This window comes from Streptomyces sp. NPDC022910, assembly GCF_055561075.1.
This window is the reverse complement of record NZ_JBVHHL010000006.1, coordinates 148,926-167,108: the sequence shown is the minus strand read 5'-3', so window position 1 is coordinate 167,108 and position 18,183 is coordinate 148,926. Positions and strand designations below refer to the sequence as shown.

Genomic DNA, 18,183 nt, shown 5'->3' with positions numbered 1-18,183 from the left:
GGAGGCAGCCGCGTGACTGCGCCCCACTCCGGCGTGCGGACGTGCAGGCTCCGGGGCGTGCAAGGGACGGCGCACCGGCTGCCGTCTCCGCGCGCCGCGGACGCCGAGGGGCTCGTGCCGCTCCTTCCGAATCGCCCCATGCCGCCGCCCGTGCCCGTATCGGGCCTTCACCCGATGGCCGGCGGGTCGATCCGGATCCGCACCGTCTCGCTTCCTCCACTCCCTCCACGTGCCGTCCTGGCCGCCAGCGCGGTCTTCAACGCCATGGCCAGTGCGGCCCCGCTCCCGGGCCGCACCCGGATGAGCGCCCGCTCCCACCGCTCCCCCGGTGGCGGTCCCCCGGCCCGCCGCGGCCGTCCGGCCTCGGTCACCGGCAGCGGCACGGGCCCCAGGATCTCGGCGTCCGGCGGGAGTTGGGCCCCGTCGAGCAACCCGGTCACGGCCTCGGCCGGCCCCGACACGGCCGCCATCCGCGACACCGGCGGAAACCCCAGCTCGGCCCGCTCGGCGAGCTCCCGCACGGCATGCCCGACGGGATCCCATCGGACGAGAGCCTGCACGGGCCGCAGCGTCGGTTCCGCGACGACCACGACGGTCCCGCCGGCTGACTGCGGCCGTACGAGAGCACCCGCGCCGATCCACCGCCGCAGCGCGTCCTCGCCCGCATGCAGATCGGGCCGCCCGAGCATGGCCCATCCGTCGAGGAGCAGCGCCGCCGCGTACCCGCCCTCGGCGACCGGCTCGGCGCCGGGGGTGCTGACGACCAGCGCGGGTGTCCCCGGCACCGTGTCCAGCACCTGCTCGCGCCCCGAGGTCCGCACCGGAACGGACGGAAACGCACGCCCCAGTTCCTCGGCGGTCCGCCGGGCCCCCACTATGCTGGCCCGCAGCCGGAATCCGCCGCACTCCGGGCAGTGCCAGGCGGTCTCCTCCCGCCCGCACCACCCGCACCGCAACTCCCCCGCGTCCTGCGCGGCCAGCGGTCCGGCGCAGTGCCGGCACCGGGCGGGCGCGCGGCACTGCGCACAGGCCATCCGGGGCACGTAGCCCCGCCGCGGCACCTGCACCAGCACGGGTCCCTGCCGCAGCCCGTCCCGTACGACGTCCCAGGCGAGCGTCGGCAGACGCGCCGCCCTGGCGGCCTCGTCCCGCGCGAGGTCCCCGTCCCCCACCGTCCGTACGAGCGGCGCGGCGGCCCGTACCTGCTCGCGGTCGGCGACGAGCGGTGCTGCCCACCCGCTCTCGACGAGTTGGGCAGCCTCCACGGTGCAGCTCCAACTCCCCAGCAAAAAAGCGCACTTGTCGCGCGTAGCGCGAAGCTCCAGCACCTCGCGGACATGGGGGAAGGGAGCGTTGTCATCGCTGTGACTGGCATCTCCGTCGTCCCATACGACGACAAGCCCGAGATTCCGCACCGGCGCGAACATGGCGGCCCGCGTCCCGACGACGGCCCGCACGGCCCCGCGCCGTACGGCGAGCCACTCCCGGTAGCGCCGCTCCTGCCCGGCGTCGGCGGTCAGGACTGCATGCTGCCCTTCTCCCATCAGCGCTCTGAGCGCCGCATCGACGCGAGCGGCCGGCCTCCCGGCGGGCACGACGACCAACGCGCCCCGGCCGGAGGCGAGCGTGGCCTGCACGGCCCGGGCGATCTCCTGAGCCCACTCGGGCCCGGCCAGGGCGGTCCACACGGCCCGGGGCGCACCGCCGGAGGCCAGCGACTGCAGGAACTCCGTCCCCCGCCCGTACCGCCGCCATGACCCCGGATCGGGCGCCGGAGGCGGCGGGGGCGGCGCACCCGTCTCGGCGGCCTCGGCGCGTGCGTGCCTCGGCGGGACGGCGAGCTGAAGGACGTCGGCGAGGCTGCCCGCGTACCGGTCGGCGACGGCCCGGGCGAGCCCGAGCAGATCGGGCGAGAGGACGGGCTCGGGCGACACCACCTGCGCCAGTGCCGCAAGGGGCCCGGTGTAGTCCGACTCGGCCACCCGCTCGACGAGGAATCCGTCGATGAGCCCGCCGCCCTCACGGCGCCCTTCGCGCACATTGCGTCCGCCGGCCCCGAACCGCACCCGGACCCTGACTCCGGGCCGGGCCACCGCGTCGAGCTCCTCCGGCACGGCATAGTCGAAGTACCGGTCCAGATGCAGCGCGCCCCTGTCCACCACGACGCGCGCGACGGGCAGCTCCTTGGCCAGGGCGGCCCCACGCCATGTCCGCGGCTTGGCCCTGGGCGCCTTGGCCTTCCGCACCGCCTCACGCATCAGCGCAAGCTGCTCGGGCGGCGCGGCCTCTTCCCCGCCCGCCCGGTGCTGCCCGTTCCCGCTGCTCACGCTTGCATTCTTACCAAATGCCACTGACACCGATGCCGCCCGAGATCACCTCGGCTGCGGATCGCCCACACCACGAGTCCGCCGTGCCGGCCGTTTCCGGCGTGCCGAGGCCCGGCAACCCAGAAGGGCGCCGGGCCTCGGCACGAGTAGGGGAGGGCTTACAGCCCCGCCGCCTTCCGCAGGGCGTCCACCCGGTCCGTGCGCTCCCAGGTGAAGTCGGGCAGTTCGCGGCCGAAGTGGCCGTACGCCGCCGTCTGGGCGTAGATCGGGCGGAGCAGGTCGAGGTCGCGGATGATCGCGGCCGGGCGAAGGTCGAAGACCTGGTTGATCGCGTGCTCGATCCTCTCGGCGTCGACCTTGGCCGTCCCGAAGGTCTCCACGAACAGACCCACAGGCTCGGCCTTGCCGATCGCGTACGCCACCTGTACCTCGCAGCGGGAGGCCAGACCCGCCGCGACCACGTTCTTGGCCACCCAGCGCATCGCGTACGCCGCCGAACGGTCCACCTTCGACGGGTCCTTGCCCGAGAACGCGCCACCACCGTGGCGGGCCATACCGCCGTACGTGTCGATGATGATCTTCCGGCCGGTCAGGCCCGCATCGCCCATCGGGCCGCCGACCTCGAACCGGCCGGTGGGGTTGACCAGCAGACGGTAGCCGTCCGTCTCCAGCTTGATCCCGTCGTCCAGCAGCGCCTTCAGCTCCGGCTCCACCACGAACTCGCGGATGTCGGGCGACAACAGCGAGTCCAGGTCGATGTCGCTCGCGTGCTGCGAGGAGATGACCACCGTGTCCAGACGGACCGCCTTGTCACCCTCGTACTCGATGGTGACCTGCGTCTTGCCGTCCGGACGCAGGTACGGGATCGTGCCGTTCTTGCGGACGTCGGACAGCCGCTTGGACAGACGGTGCGCCAGGAAGATCGGCAGCGGCATCAGCGTCGGCGTCTCGTCCGACGCGTAGCCGAACATCAGGCCCTGGTCGCCGGCACCCTGGCGGTCCAGCTCGTCGTCGTCACCCTCGACGCGGGACTCGTACGCCGCGTCCACACCCTGTGCGATGTCCGGGGACTGCGCGCCGATCGACACCGAGACGCCACAGGACGCGCCGTCGAAGCCCTTCTTCGAGGAGTCGTAGCCGATCTCGAGGATCTTGTTGCGGACCAACGTCGCGATGTCCGCGTAGGTCTTGGTGGTGACCTCGCCGGCCACGTGCACCAGACCGGTGGTGATCAGCGTCTCCACGGCGACCCGGGACGTCGGGTCCTCACGCAGAAGCGCATCGAGAATCGTGTCGCTGATCTGGTCAGCGATCTTGTCGGGGTGACCCTCGGTCACGGACTCCGAGGTGAACAGACGACGGGACACAACGCTCCCTGGGGTTGCAGCGGCTGCTGGCTGATCATTGGTGGACGGGACGGAGGCTGCGCCCGGCGTCGTCCGGGAACAGTTTATCGGTCGCGCTCGGCCACCGGCCCACGTGTCTCGCCTCTCGGGAGCGCTGTGACCTGCGGCACGGGCATTCTGCCCAATGCCGCACGCTCTTTTCCAGGGTCGCCACGCGTGAATGTCGGTCTTCGAAAGCGTCGCAAAGTCCGGGAAACACTCAGGCCAGACGGGGGGCCACAAGGTCCCACACGGTCTCGGCCAGCGCTTCCTTGGGGCCGTACGGCACAGGGGTCTCACTGCCGTCGGCGCCCAGCACGACGGCCTCGTTCTCCTCGGAACCGAAGGTCTTGCGCTCCCCCACCTCGTTCACCACGAGCAGGTCGCAGCCCTTGCGCTCCAGCTTCGTACGGCCGTTCGCCAGCACATCGTCCGTCTCCGCGGCGAAGCCGACGATCACCTGGTCCGGACGGGCGCGGTCGGCCGAGATCTCCGCGAGAATGTCCGGATTCCTGACCAGGACGATGGGCTCCGGTTCCTGGCCGTCCTTCTTCTTGATCTTTCCCGACGCGTACGTGGCCGGACGGAAGTCCGCCACCGCCGCCGCCATCACCACGGCATCCGCGTCCGCGGCCGCCTTCAGCACCGCCTCACGCAGCTGCACCGCGGTGCCCACCTGTAGGACGTCCACTCCCGCGGGGTCGGGCAGGCCCGTGTTCGCGGCGATCAGGGTGACGCGGGCGCCCCGCGCCGCGGCCGTGCGCGCCAGCGCGTAGCCCTGCTTGCCGGAGGAGCGGTTGCCGAGGAAGCGAACGGGGTCGAGGGGCTCACGGGTGCCGCCCGCGCTGACCACGACGTGGCGGCCCGCGAGATCGGGCTCGGTCGCGCCCCTGGCCAGCACCCGTCGGCAGACCTCGAAGATCTCGGCGGGGTCGGGCAGCCGGCCCTTGCCCGTGTCGACGCCGGTCAGCCGGCCCACGGCGGGCTCGATCACCACGGCACCGCGACGCCGCAGCGTCGCCACGTTCTCCTGAGTGGCCGGGTGCTCCCACATTTCCGTATGCATCGCCGGGGCGAAGACGACCGGACAGCGGGCGGTCAGGAGCGTGTTGGTCAGGAGGTCGTCGGCGAGGCCGTGAGCCGCCTTGGCGAGCATGTCTGCCGTCGCCGGGGCCACGACCACGAGGTCGGCGTGCTGGCCGATACGGACGTGCGGGACCTCCTGGACGTCGTCCCAGACCTCCGTGGAGACGGGGTTGCCGGAGAGGGCGGACCAGGTGGCGGCACCGACGAAGTGCAGCGCGGAGGCGGTCGGCACGACGCGTACGTCATGTCCGGACTCGGTCAGTCTGCGCAGCAGCTCGCACGCCTTGTACGCGGCGATCCCGCCACTGACCCCCAGAACGACCTTCGGCTTGTCCACCGTCTCTCCCCGACTCGGAAACATACATCCTCATGACACACCACAGGCCCGGCAGTAGCTCCCCCAGCTACCGCTGTGAGGTGCCCCCTGCCGGGCCTGTGGTGGAAAAACTACTGCGATGCGCAGATGTGACTCACTGCGCGTGCTTACTGCGCCGGGCCCTCGACGGCCTCGGAGGTCAGCAGACCCGCGTTGATCTCGCGCAGGGCGATCGAGAGCGGCTTCTCGTGGACGTGGGTGTCGACGAGCGGACCGACGTACTCGAGGAGGCCCTCGCCGAGCTGCGAGTAGTACGCGTTGATCTGGCGGGCTCGCTTGGCCGCGTAGATCACGAGGCTGTACTTCGAGTCGGTGGCCTCGAGGAGCTCGTCGATCGGCGGGTTGATGATGCCCTCGGGCGCGGTGATGGAAGAGGACACGCTCTGCCTTCCGAAAGATGGGAAAGATCAGACCTGATCAAACAACCCTGATCACACAACGTTCATCAAGGCTAGCAGCTCGCGCGCCACGTCCTCGACCGAGGTGTTGACCAGGGTCACATCGAACTCGGGCTCGGCCGCCAGCTCGATCCTGGCCGCCTCCAGGCGGCGCTCGATCACCTCCGGCGGCTCGGTGCCCCGTCCGGTGAGCCTGCGCACGAGCTCCTCCCAGGAGGGAGGAGCCAGGAACACGAGCTGGGCCTCGGGCATGGAGTCACGGACCTGCCGGGCGCCCTGGAGGTCGATCTCCAGCAGCACCGGTACGCCGGCCTCCAGGTGCTCCAGTACGGCGGCCCGGGGCGTGCCGTAGCGGTTGCCGGCGAACTCGGCCCACTCCAGCAGCTCGCCGTTGGCGATCAGCTTGTCCATCTCGTCGTCGGTGACGAAGAAGTAGTGGACTCCATGCCGCTCACCGGGGCGGGGGTTGCGGGTCGTCGCCGACACCGAGAGCCAGACCTCGGGGTGTTCCTTGCGCATATGGGCGACGACCGTGCTCTTGCCGACCCCGGAAGGGCCGGAGAGCACGGTCAGTCGCGGACGTTCACTCATGCAGCGATTATTCCAGCAATCCCGGGGTGCCCCGGACTCAGCTGGCGGCCCCGCCGAACTCGCGCTCCAGGGAGGCGATCTGGTTGGAACCGAGGCCGCGCACGCGGCGGCTCTCGGAGATCCCGAGTCGCTCCATGATCTGCTTGGCGCGGACCTTGCCCACGCCCGGCAGGGACTCGAGGAGGGCGGAGACCTTCATCTTGCCGATGACGTCGTTTTCCTGGCCCTGCTTGATGACCTCGTGCAGGGAGGCGCCGGAGTGCTTGAGTCGATTCTTGACCTCGGCCCGCTCCCGGCGAGCCGCGGCGGCCTTTTCGAGCGCGGCTGCGCGCTGTTCAGGGGTAAGGGGCGGAAGAGCCACGCCTACGTCACCTCGGATGTCAAACTGTCGGATACGGACCGGTGAGGAACCTAGTCGCCCCACACCTGGGGAGCCACGAGCAACACGCTTGCCCGTTCACTCTCGTCGGAGACTAGCGGGCAAGTGCGCCGGAGTCAGCGAGAACAGCGGAAAAGTCCTGGTCAGCCTCTGTCGAGCCGGGCTTTTCGGACATATTGCCCCGGATTTGAGGATGTATTCAAACTCAAGCCGTCCCGGAGACACTCATCGGAGGAACTCCCACGAAGCCCGCGGAGGGCCTAGACGGCTGCCACGGCCGTCCGGATCTCCTCCGCGAAGCGTTCCGCGGCTTCACGCAGCGCGACGACGTCGGGACCGTGGCGCAGTACACCCCGGCTCACATTCGGCACGACATTGCGCAGCACCGCCCCGAAGACCGCTGGAAGATCGGCCGGAGTGGCTCCCTGGGCGCCGATGCCGGGCGCGAGGAGCGGGCCGTTGATCTCCAGGTCGTACGACGACAGGTCGCCGAGCGTGGCGCCCACGACAGCGCCGAAGGAACCCAGGGGCTCCTCCCCCGCGTTCTCGGCCGCGAGGTGCGCGAGCATCGTCGCCGCCACGTTCCGGCCGTCGGGCCGCACGGCGTGCTGCACCTCGCCGCCCTCCGGGTTGGAGGTCAGCGCGAGCACGAAGAGCCCGGCACCGCTCTCCCGCGCCAGTTCCACGGCCGGCTTGAGCGACCCGTAGCCGAGGTACGGCGAGACCGTGAGCGCGTCGGAGAACAGCGGGGCGTCCTTCCTCAGGAAGGACTCGGCGTACGCGGCCATGGTCGAGCCGATGTCGCCGCGCTTGGCGTCCATGACCACCAGCGCCCCGGCCGCCCGCGCTTCCTCCACCGCCTTCTCCAGGACGGCGACGCCACGCGAACCGAAGCGCTCGAAGAAGGCGCTCTGCGGCTTCAGGACGGCGACCCGCTCGGCCATCGCCTCTACGACCGTGCGGCTGAACCGCTCCAGGCCCGCGATGTCGTCGTCCAGGCCCCATGCGGCGAGCAGCGAGGCGTGCGGGTCGATGCCGACGCACAGCGGGCCGCGCTCGTCCATGGCCCGGCGAAGACGGGCGCCAAAGGGTTCCAGAGTCATGCGAGCTTCCTCACGTCGGCGCCGACCGCGTCGGCGAGGGTGGCGTACGGGCTCGTCCGCAGGCGCGCCGCGAGCCCCTTGTGGATGGCGCGGCCCCAGAGGGGCCCCTCGTAGATGAACGCGCTGTAGCCCTGCACCAGCGTGGCACCGGCCAGGATGCGCTGCCAGGCGTCCTCGGCGTTCCCGATGCCGCCGACGCCCACCAGGGTGATGCGATCGCCCACGCGCGCGTAGAGGCGGCGCAGCACCTCCAGGGAGCGTGTTTTCAGCGGCGCGCCCGACAGTCCGCCGGTCTCCTTCACCAGCAAGGGTTCGGACTTCAGACCGAGTCCCTCGCGCGCGATGGTGGTGTTGGTGGCGATGATCCCGTCCAAGCCGAGCTCCACGGCGAGATCCGCGACCGCGTCGATGTCCTCGTCGGCGAGGTCGGGGGCGATCTTCACCAGGAGCGGCACGCGGCGGTGGGCCACCGCACGGTCGGCGGCCTCGCGGACGGCGGTCAGCAGCGGGCGCAGTGCCTCGGTCGCCTGCAGATCGCGCAGGCCGGGGGTGTTCGGGGACGAGACGTTGACCACCAGGTAGTCGGCGTAGGGGGCGAGCCGCTCGGCCGACTTCACGTAGTCCCCGACGGCCTCGGCCTCCGGGACGACCTTGGTCTTGCCGATGTTCACACCCACGACGGTCCTGAAGACGGGGGTGCGCGAGGCCAGGCGCGCGGCGACGGCCAGCGAGCCCTCGTTGTTGAAGCCCATCCGGTTGATCAGCGCCCGGTCGGGGACGAGGCGGAACAGCCGCTTCTTGGGGTTGCCCGGCTGCGGTTCCCCGGTCACCGTGCCGATCTCGACGTGGTCGAAGCCCAGCATCGACATCCCGTCGATCGCGACGGCGTTCTTGTCGAAGCCTGCCGCGAGTCCGAAGGGCCCGTGCATCCGCAGCCCGAACGCCTCCGTGCGCAGTTCCTTGTGGCGGGGCGCGAGGGCCGCCGCGACGAAGGTGCGCAGCACGGGGATGCGGACGGCGAGGCGGATCCAGCGGAAGGCCAGGTGATGGGCCGCTTCGGGGTCCATCCGCTTGAAAACCAGACGGAAGAAAAGCTTGTACATGGAGGTGTCCTCACGAAGAGGGGGACACCGTTTCCGATGTCCCCCTCAGGGCTGCTAGTCGCGGGCCGCGGTCAGGTGTTCCGCGTGTTCCTGAAGTGAACGGACGCCCACATCGCCGTGGTTGAGCGCGTCGATGCCCTGGACCGCCGCGGCGAGCGCCTGGACCGTCGTCAGGCACGGCACGGAGCGCGCCACCGCGGCCGTACGGATGTCGTAGCCGTCGAGGCGGCCACCGGTGCCGTACGGGGTGTTGACGATCAGGTCGACCTCGCCGTCGTGGATGAGCTGGACGATGGTCTTCTCGCCGTTCGGGCCCGTGCCCTCCGACTGCTTGCGCACGATGGTGGCGTTGATGCCGTTGCGCTTGAGCACCTCGGCCGTGCCGGACGTGGCGAGCAGTTCGAAGCCGTGGGCGACCAGCTCACGCGCCGGGAAGATCATCGAGCGCTTGTCGCGGTTGGCGACCGAGATGAAGGCGCGGCCCTTGGTCGGCAGCGGACCGTACGCACCCGCCTGCGACTTGGCGTACGCCGTGCCGAAGACGGAGTCGATGCCCATGACCTCGCCGGTGGAGCGCATCTCCGGACCGAGGACCGTGTCGACGCCACGTCCGTGGATGTCGCGGAACCTCGACCACGGCATCACGGCTTCCTTCACGGAGATCGGCGCGTCGAGCGGCAGCTCGCCGCCGTCGCCGTTCGCCGGAAGCAGGCCCTCCGCCCGCAGCTCGGCGATGGTCGCGCCCAGCGAGATACGCGCGGCGGCCTTCGCCAGCGGCACCGCGGTCGCCTTCGAGGTGAAGGGGACGGTACGGGAAGCGCGCGGGTTGGCCTCCAGGACATACAGGATGTCGCCCGCCATCGCGAACTGGATGTTGATCAGTCCGCGCACCCCGACGCCGCGGGCGATGGCCTCCGTCGAGGCCCGCAGCCGCTTGATGTCGAAGCCGCCCAGCGTGATCGGGGGCAGCGCGCACGCCGAGTCGCCGGAGTGGATACCGGCCTCCTCGATGTGCTCCATGACACCGCCGAGGTAGAGCTCCTCGCCGTCGTAGAGGGCGTCGACGTCGATCTCGATCGCGTCGTCGAGGAAGCGGTCGACCAGCACCGGCCGGGAGGGGCTGATCTCGGTCGACTCGGCGATGTACGACGACAGCCGGGCCTCGTCGTACACGATCTCCATGCCACGCCCGCCGAGGACGTACGACGGCCGGACGAGCACCGGGTAGCCGATCTCGTCCGCGATGGCCTTGGCCTCGGCGAAGGTGGTGGCGGTGCCGTGCTTGGGGGCCGGCAGACCGGCCTCGGCGAGCACACGTCCGAACGCGCCGCGGTCCTCGGCGGCGTGGATCGCCTCGGGAGAGGTGCCCACGATCGGCACGCCGTTGTCCTTCAGCGCCTGCGCCAGGCCCAGCGGGGTCTGACCGCCCAGCTGGACCACGACACCCGCGATCGGACCGGCCTGCTGCTCGGCGTGGACGATCTCCAGCACGTCTTCCAGCGTCAGCGGCTCGAAGTAGAGGCGGTCGGACGTGTCGTAGTCCGTGGAGACGGTCTCCGGGTTGCAGTTGACCATCACGGTCTCGTACCCGGCGTCGCTCAGCGCGAATGAGGCGTGGACACAGGAGTAGTCGAACTCGATGCCCTGGCCGATGCGGTTGGGACCGGAGCCCAGGATGATCACCGCAGGCTTCTCACGCCGAGCGACCTCGGTCTCCTCGTCGTAGGAGGAGTAGAAGTACGGCGTGTTCGCAGCGAACTCGGCGGCGCAGGTGTCGACCGTCTTGTAGACCGGGCGGATGCCCAGCGCGTGCCGGACCTCGCGCACGACGTCCTCGCGCAGGCCACGGATCTCGGCGATCTGCTGATCGGAGAAGCCGTGCCGCTTCGCCTCGGCGAGCAGGTCGGGCGTCAGCTCGTCGGCGGCGGCCAGTTCGTCCGCGATCTCCTTGATGAGGAACAGCTGGTCCACGAACCAAGGGTCGATCTTCGTGGCCTCGAAGACCTCCTCGGGCGTGGCGCCCGCGCGGACGGCCTGCATGACGGTGTTGATCCGGCCGTCGGTGGGCCGCACGGCCTCGCGCAGCAGCTCGTCCTTGGCGCCGGGCTCACCGACGAAGGTGAACTGGCTGCCCTTCTTCTCCAGCGAGCGCAGCGCCTTCTGGAACGCCTCGGTGAAGTTGCGGCCGATCGCCATGGCCTCGCCGACCGACTTCATGGTGGTCGTCAGCGTGGAGTCGGCCTGCGGGAACTTCTCGAAGGCGAACCGCGGGGCCTTCACGACCACGTAGTCGAGGGTGGGCTCGAACGAGGCCGGGGTCTCCTGCGTGATGTCGTTCGGGATCTCGTCGAGCGTGTAGCCGACGGCCAGCTTGGCCGCGATCTTGGCGATCGGGAAACCGGTCGCCTTGGAGGCCAGGGCCGAGGAACGCGACACGCGCGGGTTCATCTCGATGACGATCACACGACCGTCTTCGGGGTTCACCGCGAACTGGATGTTGCAGCCGCCGGTGTCGACGCCGACCTCGCGGATGACGGCGATGCCGATGTCGCGCAGGATCTGGTACTCGCGGTCGGTCAGCGTCATCGCCGGGGCGACGGTGATCGAGTCACCGGTGTGCACGCCCATCGGGTCGAAGTTCTCGATGGAGCAGACGACCACGACGTTGTCGTGCTTGTCGCGCATCAGCTCCAGCTCGTACTCCTTCCAGCCGAGGATCGACTCCTCCAGGAGCACCTCGGTGGTGGGCGAGAGCGTCAGGCCCTGGCCGGCGATGCGGCGCAGTTCGTCCTCGTCGTGCGCGAAGCCGGAGCCGGCGCCGCCCATGGTGAAGGAGGGGCGGACGACGACCGGGTAGCCGCCCAGCCGCTCGACGCCGGCGAGCACCTCGTCCATGGAGTGGCAGATCACGGACCGGGCGGACTCGCCGTGCCCGATCTTCTTGCGGACCTCCTCCACGACCTCCTTGAACTGGTCGCGGTCCTCGCCCTTGTGGATCGCCTCGACGTTGGCGCCGATCAGTTCGACGCCGTACTTCTCCAGGGCGCCGTTCTCGTGCAGCTTGATGGCCGTGTTGAGGGCCGTCTGGCCGCCCAGGGTGGGAAGCAGCGCGTCCGGGCGCTCCTTGGCGATGATCTTCTCGACGAACTCCGGTGTGATCGGCTCGACGTACGTAGCGTCGGCGATCTCCGGGTCGGTCATGATCGTCGCCGGGTTGGAGTTGACCAGGACGACCCTGAGGCCCTCGGCCTTCAGGACCCGGCACGCCTGGGTGCCGGAGTAGTCGAACTCGGCGGCCTGACCGATGACGATCGGGCCGGAGCCGATGACCAGGACGGACTGGATATCGGTGCGCTTAGGCACGCTGGCCCTCCATCAGGGATACGAAGCGGTCGAACAGGTAGGCGGCGTCGTGCGGACCCGCGGCCGCTTCGGGGTGGTACTGGACGCTGAAGGCCGGCCGGTCGAGTAGCCGGAGGCCCTCCACCACGTTGTCGTTGAGGCAGACGTGGGAGACCTCGGCACGGCCATAGAGGGTGTCGGACACCTTGTCGAGCGGGGCGTCGACGGCGAAGCCGTGGTTGTGCGCGGTGACCTCGACCTTGCCGGTCGTACGGTCCTGCACCGGCTGGTTGATACCGCGGTGGCCGTACTTCAGCTTGTAGGTGCCGAAGCCGAGCGCGCGGCCCAGGATCTGGTTGCCGAAGCAGATGCCGAACAGGGGCGTCCTGCGCTCCAGTACGCCCTGCATGACGGAGACGGCGTGATCGGCGGTGGCCGGGTCACCGGGGCCGTTGGAGAAGAACACGCCGTCCGGGTCCACGGCGTACACGTCCTCCACGGTCGCCGTCGCGGGCAGCACGTGCACCTCGATGCCGCGCTCGGCCATGCGGTGCGGGGTCATGCCCTTGATGCCGAGGTCGACCGCGGCGACGGTGAACTTCTTCTCGCCGATCGCGGGGACGACATACCGCTCCGTGGTGGCGACCTCGGCGGAGAGGTTCGCGCCCTGCATCTCGGGGGCCTGGCGCACCTCGGCGAGCATGGTGCCCTCGTCGGGCAGCGCGTTGCCGGAGAAGATGCCGACGCGCATGGCGCCGCGCTCGCGCAGGTGGCGGGTCAGCGCCCGGGTGTCGATGCCGCTGATGCCCACGACACCCTGGTGGCGCAGCTCCTCGTCCAGCGAACGTCTGGCCCGCCAGTTGGAGGGGACGCGCGCGGGGTCGCGTACGACGTAACCCGCGACCCAGATCCGCTTCGACTCGGGGTCCTCGTCGTTGACGCCGGTGTTGCCGACGTGGGGGGCGGTCATCACGACGACCTGACGGTGGTACGACGGGTCGGTGAGGGTCTCCTGGTAGCCGGTCATGCCGGTGGAGAACACGGCCTCGCCGAAGGTCACCCCCACGGCCCCGTAGGCGCGGCCGCGGAAGAACCGGCCGTCCTCCAGGACGAGTACGGCGGGAGCCGCCTTGTGCCTCGGAGAGGCGGTTCCCTGGATGGAGGTCGTCATCGTGCGCCTTCCGTCTTGTTGATCATCTGATTCAGGGTGTCGACCCACGCGTTGTGTTCGGCCGCGCGGTCGGAGCGGAACCCGGAGTCGATCAGCCTGTCGCCGTGCTGCCAGGTCACGATCAGCAGACCGCCCTCAGTGAGGACCTTGCCCGCGATGCCCTTGTCGAGTCGGGCCTCGCGCAGCTGTGCGGCCGGGACGAAGAAGTCCGTCGCACCGGGACGTACGACGTCCAGGCCCGCGTCCGTCAGCGTGAGCTCGACCCGGCTGCGGGTGCCGAGGCCGTGGGCCACGATGCGGTCCAGCCACTGCCCGGCGGTGGTGGAGCCGTGGTAGCGGCCGCTCATCGTCAGTTTCGCCTCGCCGGGCTCGCTCGGCGACGTGGGCAGCTCCGGCAGGTCGCTCTGGAGGGTGCCGCGCCACTTCCAGCCCTCGCGCATCAGCCAGTAGACGAGTGCGACGAAGAGGGCGAGCCCCACGAGCCAGCCGATACGGGCGGCCCAGTCGGTCACTTCCGCCGATCTCTTCTCGGCCGCGAGCAGGATCACAGGTGTCACGCGAGCTTCCCGTCGATGAGCGTGGCCTTGCCCCGGAGCCACGTGTGTGTGACACGGCCCGGCAGCTCACGGCCTTCGTACGGAGTGTTGCGGCTGCGCGAGGCGAAGCCCGCGGGGTCCACGAGCCCACGGTATGCCGTGTCGACGAGCGTGAGGTTGGCGGGCTCGCCTGCCGAGACGGGGCGCCCGTGGCCCATGGCCCGGCCGATCCTCGCGGGCTCGAAGGACATCCGGTCGGCGACGCCCGCCCAGTCGAGCAGACCGGTCTCGACCATCGTCTCCTGGATCACGGACAGCGCGGTCTCCAGGCCCACCATGCCCATGGCGGCCGCGGCCCACTCGCAGTCCTTGTCCTCGTGCGGGTGCGGGGCGTGGTCGGTGGCGACGATGTCGATCGTGCCGTCGGCGAGCGCCTCGCGCAGCGCCGTCACGTCGCGCTCGGTGCGCAGCGGCGGGTTGACCTTGTAGACCGGGTTGTAGCTGCGCACCAGCTCGTCGGTGAGGAGGAGGTGGTGCGGGGTGACCTCGGCGGTCACGTCGATGCCGCGGGACTTCGCCCAGCGCACGATCTCCACGGACCCGGCGGTCGACAGGTGGCAGATGTGGACGCGGGAGCCGACGTGCTCGGCGAGCAGGACGTCCCGAGCGATGATCGACTCCTCGGCGACCGCCGGCCAGCCGCCGAGACCCAGCTCAGCGGAGACGACGCCCTCGTTCATCTGGGCGCCCTCGGTCAGCCGCGGCTCCTGCGCGTGCTGGGCGACCACGCCTCCGAAGGCCTTCACGTACTCCAGCGCCCGGCGCATGATGACCGCGTCGTCGACGCACTTGCCGTCGTCGGAGAAGACGGTGACGCCGGCCGCCGACTCGTGCATGGCGCCCAGCTCGGCGAGCTTCCTGCCCTCCAGGCCGACGGTGACGGCGCCGATGGGCTGCACGTCGCAGTAGCCGTGCTCCCGGCCGAGCCGCCAGACCTGCTCGACGACACCGGCGGTGTCGGCGACCGGAAAGGTGTTGGCCATGGCGAACACGGCCGTGTAGCCGCCCGTCGCGGCCGCCCGCGTACCGGTCAGGACGGTCTCGGAGTCCTCGCGGCCGGGCTCGCGCAGATGGGTGTGCAGGTCGACGAGGCCCGGGAGCAGCACCTTGCCGTCCGCGTCCACGACCTCGGCGCCGTCGGCCCCGAGGCCCGCACCCACGTCGGCGATCGTCTCGCCGTCGATCAGCACGTCCTGCGGCTCGCCGCCGAGCACCTTGGCACCACGGATCAGGATCTTGCTCATCTGGTCTTACTTCTCCTCGGTGGTACGGGTGTGAGCGGCGGCGGGCGCCTTCTTTGAATCGGACAAAGCCTTCGAATCGAACACCGCGCCCCCCAGAAGCAGGTACAGGACCGCCATGCGGATGGAGACACCGTTGGCCACCTGCTCGACGGCCGTGCAGCGGTCGGAGTCGGCGACCTCGGCGGTGATCTCCATGCCGCGGACCATCGGACCGGGGTGCATCACTATGGCGTCCTCGGGCATCTTCGCCATGCGGTCGGCGTCGAGGCCGTAGCGCCGGGAGTACTCGCGCTCGGTCGGGAAGAAGGCGGCGTTCATGCGCTCGCGCTGGACGCGCAGCATCATCACCGCGTCGGATTTGGGCAGGGCGCTGTCGAGGTCGTACGAGATCTCGCAGGGCCAGGACCCGACGCCGACCGGCAGTAGCGTGGGCGGGGCGACGAGCGTGACCTCGGCGCCGAGGGTGTGCAGCAGGTCGACGTTGGAGCGGGCGACCCTGCTGTGCAGCACGTCGCCGACGATCGTGATGTGCTTGCCCGCCAGGTCGCGGCCGAGCCCCTCGTCCCGTCCGACCAGGCGGCGGCGCATGGTGAAGGCGTCCAGCAGCGCCTGGGTGGGGTGCTGGTGGGTGCCGTCGCCTGCGTTGATCACGGCGGCGTCGATCCAGCCGGAGTTGGCGAGCCGGTAGGGGGCTCCGGAAGCGCCGTGCCGGATGACGACGGCGTCGACGCCCATGGCCTCCAGAGTCTGGGCGGTGTCCTTGAGGGACTCGCCCTTGGACACGCTGGATCCCTTGGCGGTGAAGTTGATGACGTCCGCGGAAAGGCGCTTCTCGGCGGCCTCGAAGGAGATCCGGGTGCGGGTCGAGTCCTCGAAGAAGAGGTTGACGACGGTGCGGCCGCGCAGGGTCGGCAGCTTCTTGATCGGCCGGTCCGCGACCCGGGCCATCTCCTCGGCGGTGTCGAGGATCAGGACGGCGTCGTCGCGGGTGAGGTCGGCGGCCGAGATGAGATGGCGCTGCATCTTTCAGGCTCCGTAAGGCAGTTCATTCGGGAGGTTTCGGGCACAAGGGCGCGTGCCGAGGCGCATTCGCGGGGTGTACGCCGCTGACGTACACCGGAGTGCTACTGCTGTGCGCCCGGGGCGGTCTGCTTCACACCGAGCAGCACGGTGTCGCGACCGTCCTCCTCGGCGAGCTGGACCTTGACCGTCTCCCGCAGCGACGTGGGGAGGTTCTTGCCGACGTAGTCGGCGCGGATCGGGAGTTCGCGGTGGCCGCGGTCGACCAGGACCGCGAGCTGGACCGCGCGCGGACGCCCGATGTCGTTCAGGGCGTCGAGGGCGGCGCGGATGGTGCGGCCGGAGAAGAGCACGTCGTCGACGAGGACGACGAGGCGGCCGTCGATGCCGTCACCGGGGATCTCGGTGCGGGCCAGCGCACGCGGCGGTTGCATACGCAGGTCGTCGCGGTACATGGTGATGTCGAGGGAGCCGACCGGGACCTTGCGGCCGGTGATCTGCTCGAGCTTGTCGGCCAGCCGCCGGGCGAGGAAGACGCCTCGGGTCGGAATGCCGAGGAGCACCACGTCGTCGGCGCCCTTGGCGCGCTCGACGACCTCATGGGCGATGCGGGTCAACACCCGCGCGATGTCGGGGCCTTCGAGGACGGCCCGCGCATCGGAATGCTGCGTGTCCATACGAAACGGACCTCCTTCTCCGCCTCACGGGACGGACCTTAAAGGACGTCGGAATTGCGCCATACACGTTACCAGCCCGCTGACGGCGGCCGGTCACCCCCTGGCGTCACGCGTAACTCGTCCGGCGGCATCGCACGCCGTCTACCACGGAAGGGTCGGTCCGGACCATTCGGCTTGACGGGGCAGAGTCACGCTGCGTAACCTCACAGTGAGTCACCAGCCGCGCGGCCCAGCCGCACGTCGACACCGTGTCCGGGGAGCTATATGTCCAGCGAATACGCCAAACAGCTCGGGGCCAAGCTCCGGGCGATCCGCACCCAGCAGGGCCTTTCCCTCCACGGTGTGGAAGAGAAGTCCCAGGGACGCTGGAAGGCGGTCGTGGTCGGTTCGTACGAGCGCGGCGACCGCGCCGTCACCGTGCAGCGCCTCGCCGAGCTGGCGGATTTCTACGGGGTCCCGGTGCAGGAGCTGCTGCCCGGCAGCACCCCCGGTGGAGCCGCCGAGCCTCCGCCGAAGCTGGTCCTCGACCTGGAGCGCCTGGCCAATGTGCCGGCCGAGAAGGCGGGCCCGCTCCAGCGGTATGCGGCGACGATCCAGTCGCAGCGAGGTGACTACAACGGCAAGGTGCTGTCCATCCGCCAGGACGACCTGCGCACGCTCGCGGTCATCTACGACCAGTCGCCCTCCGTCCTGACCGAGCAGCTGATCAGTTGGGGTGTCCTGGACGCGGACGCGCGCCGCGCGGTATCCCACGAGGAGAGCTGACCACTTCCAGCAGAAACGTGCCGCCGGGGGTGGCCGAAACCATGCGGTTCGGGCCACCCCCGGCGGCGTTGTACGAGCGGTCGGCGGTCCCGGGACGGACGCACGAACGCCGGAGGGGCCCGCAGCACGGATGCTGCGGGCCCCTCCGGCGTTCGTGCGTCTCCTCAGCCCTCCGTCGCGGCGCCTCAGCCCTCGTCGCGGCGCAGAGACGGCTTCAGGTCCTTCAGACGGCCGAGCAGACCGTTGACGAACGAAGGTGACTCGTCCGTGGAGAACTCCTTGGCGAGCTGCACCATCTCGTCGAGCACCACGGCGTCCGGGGTCTCGTCGACCCAGATCAGCTCGTAGGCACCGAGGCGCAGGATGTTGCGGTCGACGACCGGCATCCGGTCGAGCGTCCACCCGACCGCGTACTGCGCGATCAGCTCGTCGATGCGCTTCGTGTGCTGCGCGTAGCCCTCGACCAGCTGCATCGTGTACTCGCTCACCGGCGGCTGCCGGGTGTCGCTGCGCGAGTGCCGGATCCAGTCCGCGAGGACCGTGAGGACGTCGGCCCCGCGCTGGTCCCCCTCGAAGAGGATCTGGAAGGCGCGCTTACGGGCCGTGTTACGGGCAGCCAC

The 18,183-nt window shown here is 70.2% G+C and carries 16 protein-coding genes; 1 reads left to right on the top strand and 15 read right to left on the bottom strand.

The window, feature by feature from the left end:
* Nucleotides 1-167: 167 nt before the first annotated feature.
* The 14 genes from ACZ3TS_RS08545 to pyrR all read right to left on the bottom strand — a co-directional run bounded on the left by ACZ3TS_RS08545 (nt 168) and on the right by pyrR (nt 16,798).
* Nucleotides 168-2,327 (bottom strand): primosomal protein N', encoded by a 2,160-nt coding sequence (locus tag ACZ3TS_RS08545; protein ID WP_467614919.1) that lies wholly within the window; start codon nt 2,325-2,327, stop codon nt 168-170.
* 158 nt (nt 2,328-2,485) lie between these two features.
* Nucleotides 2,486-3,694 (bottom strand): methionine adenosyltransferase, encoded by a 1,209-nt coding sequence (gene metK / locus ACZ3TS_RS08540; protein WP_467614916.1) that lies wholly within the window; start codon nt 3,692-3,694, stop codon nt 2,486-2,488.
* 238 nt (nt 3,695-3,932) lie between these two features.
* Nucleotides 3,933-5,135 carry a bifunctional phosphopantothenoylcysteine decarboxylase/phosphopantothenate--cysteine ligase CoaBC gene (gene coaBC, locus ACZ3TS_RS08535; protein ID WP_467614914.1) on the bottom strand — a complete coding sequence of 401 codons (1,203 nt, stop codon included), beginning with the start codon at nt 5,133-5,135 and terminating at the stop codon, nt 3,933-3,935.
* Nucleotides 5,136-5,281: 146 nt separating this feature from the next.
* Nucleotides 5,282-5,554, bottom strand: a complete 273-nt coding sequence (rpoZ, locus tag ACZ3TS_RS08530) for a DNA-directed RNA polymerase subunit omega (protein ID WP_003982715.1) — start codon at nt 5,552-5,554, stop codon at nt 5,282-5,284.
* 51 nt (nt 5,555-5,605) lie between these two features.
* A complete protein-coding gene (gene gmk, locus ACZ3TS_RS08525; RefSeq protein WP_467614911.1) occupies nt 5,606-6,163 on the bottom strand; it encodes a guanylate kinase in 558 nt (185 codons plus the stop codon).
* A gap of 37 nt (nt 6,164-6,200) precedes the next feature.
* Nucleotides 6,201-6,524: an integration host factor gene (locus ACZ3TS_RS08520; RefSeq protein ID WP_055492888.1), complete on the bottom strand. Its 324-nt coding sequence runs from the start codon at nt 6,522-6,524 to the stop codon at nt 6,201-6,203.
* A 278-nt stretch (nt 6,525-6,802) separates the two neighbouring features.
* Nucleotides 6,803-7,645, bottom strand: a complete 843-nt coding sequence (pyrF, locus tag ACZ3TS_RS08515) for an orotidine-5'-phosphate decarboxylase (RefSeq protein ID WP_467614909.1) — start codon at nt 7,643-7,645, stop codon at nt 6,803-6,805.
* Nucleotides 7,642-8,748, bottom strand: a complete 1,107-nt coding sequence (locus tag ACZ3TS_RS08510; RefSeq protein WP_467614906.1) for a quinone-dependent dihydroorotate dehydrogenase — start codon at nt 8,746-8,748, stop codon at nt 7,642-7,644. The genes pyrF and ACZ3TS_RS08510 overlap by 4 nt, the downstream gene beginning before the upstream one ends.
* A 54-nt stretch (nt 8,749-8,802) precedes the next feature.
* Nucleotides 8,803-12,111, bottom strand: a complete 3,309-nt coding sequence (carB, locus tag ACZ3TS_RS08505; protein WP_467614904.1) for a carbamoyl-phosphate synthase large subunit — start codon at nt 12,109-12,111, stop codon at nt 8,803-8,805.
* Complete coding sequence (gene carA / locus ACZ3TS_RS08500; RefSeq protein ID WP_467614902.1) at nt 12,104-13,261, bottom strand: glutamine-hydrolyzing carbamoyl-phosphate synthase small subunit; 1,158 nt, start codon at nt 13,259-13,261, stop codon at nt 12,104-12,106. Before carA ends, carB begins: the two co-directional genes overlap by 8 nt.
* A complete protein-coding gene (locus tag ACZ3TS_RS08495) occupies nt 13,258-13,818 on the bottom strand; it encodes a PH-like domain-containing protein (RefSeq protein WP_467614900.1) in 561 nt (186 codons plus the stop codon). The genes carA and ACZ3TS_RS08495 overlap by 4 nt, the downstream gene beginning before the upstream one ends.
* A complete protein-coding gene (locus tag ACZ3TS_RS08490; protein ID WP_467614898.1) occupies nt 13,815-15,101 on the bottom strand; it encodes a dihydroorotase in 1,287 nt (428 codons plus the stop codon). The genes ACZ3TS_RS08495 and ACZ3TS_RS08490 overlap by 4 nt, the downstream gene beginning before the upstream one ends.
* Nucleotides 15,102-15,107: 6 nt before the next feature.
* The gene (locus tag ACZ3TS_RS08485; protein ID WP_467614896.1) at nt 15,108-16,124 is read right to left on the bottom strand and encodes an aspartate carbamoyltransferase catalytic subunit; all 1,017 of its coding nucleotides are present in this window, start codon (nt 16,122-16,124) and stop codon (nt 15,108-15,110) included.
* A 101-nt stretch (nt 16,125-16,225) separates the two neighbouring features.
* Nucleotides 16,226-16,798, bottom strand: coding sequence for a bifunctional pyr operon transcriptional regulator/uracil phosphoribosyltransferase PyrR (gene pyrR, locus ACZ3TS_RS08480; RefSeq protein ID WP_467614894.1), 573 nt, complete (start codon nt 16,796-16,798; stop codon nt 16,226-16,228).
* Between the two features lie 264 nt (nt 16,799-17,062).
* On the opposite strand from pyrR, the gene bldD reads away from it, so the two are divergent.
* Entirely contained in the window at nt 17,063-17,563 is a 501-nt protein-coding gene (gene bldD, locus ACZ3TS_RS08475; RefSeq protein WP_467614891.1) for a transcriptional regulator BldD, read from the top strand.
* A 185-nt stretch (nt 17,564-17,748) separates the two neighbouring features.
* On the opposite strand, the gene nusB is transcribed toward bldD, so the two are convergent.
* Nucleotides 17,749-18,183, bottom strand: a complete 435-nt coding sequence (gene nusB, locus ACZ3TS_RS08470) for a transcription antitermination factor NusB (RefSeq protein ID WP_467614889.1) — start codon at nt 18,181-18,183, stop codon at nt 17,749-17,751.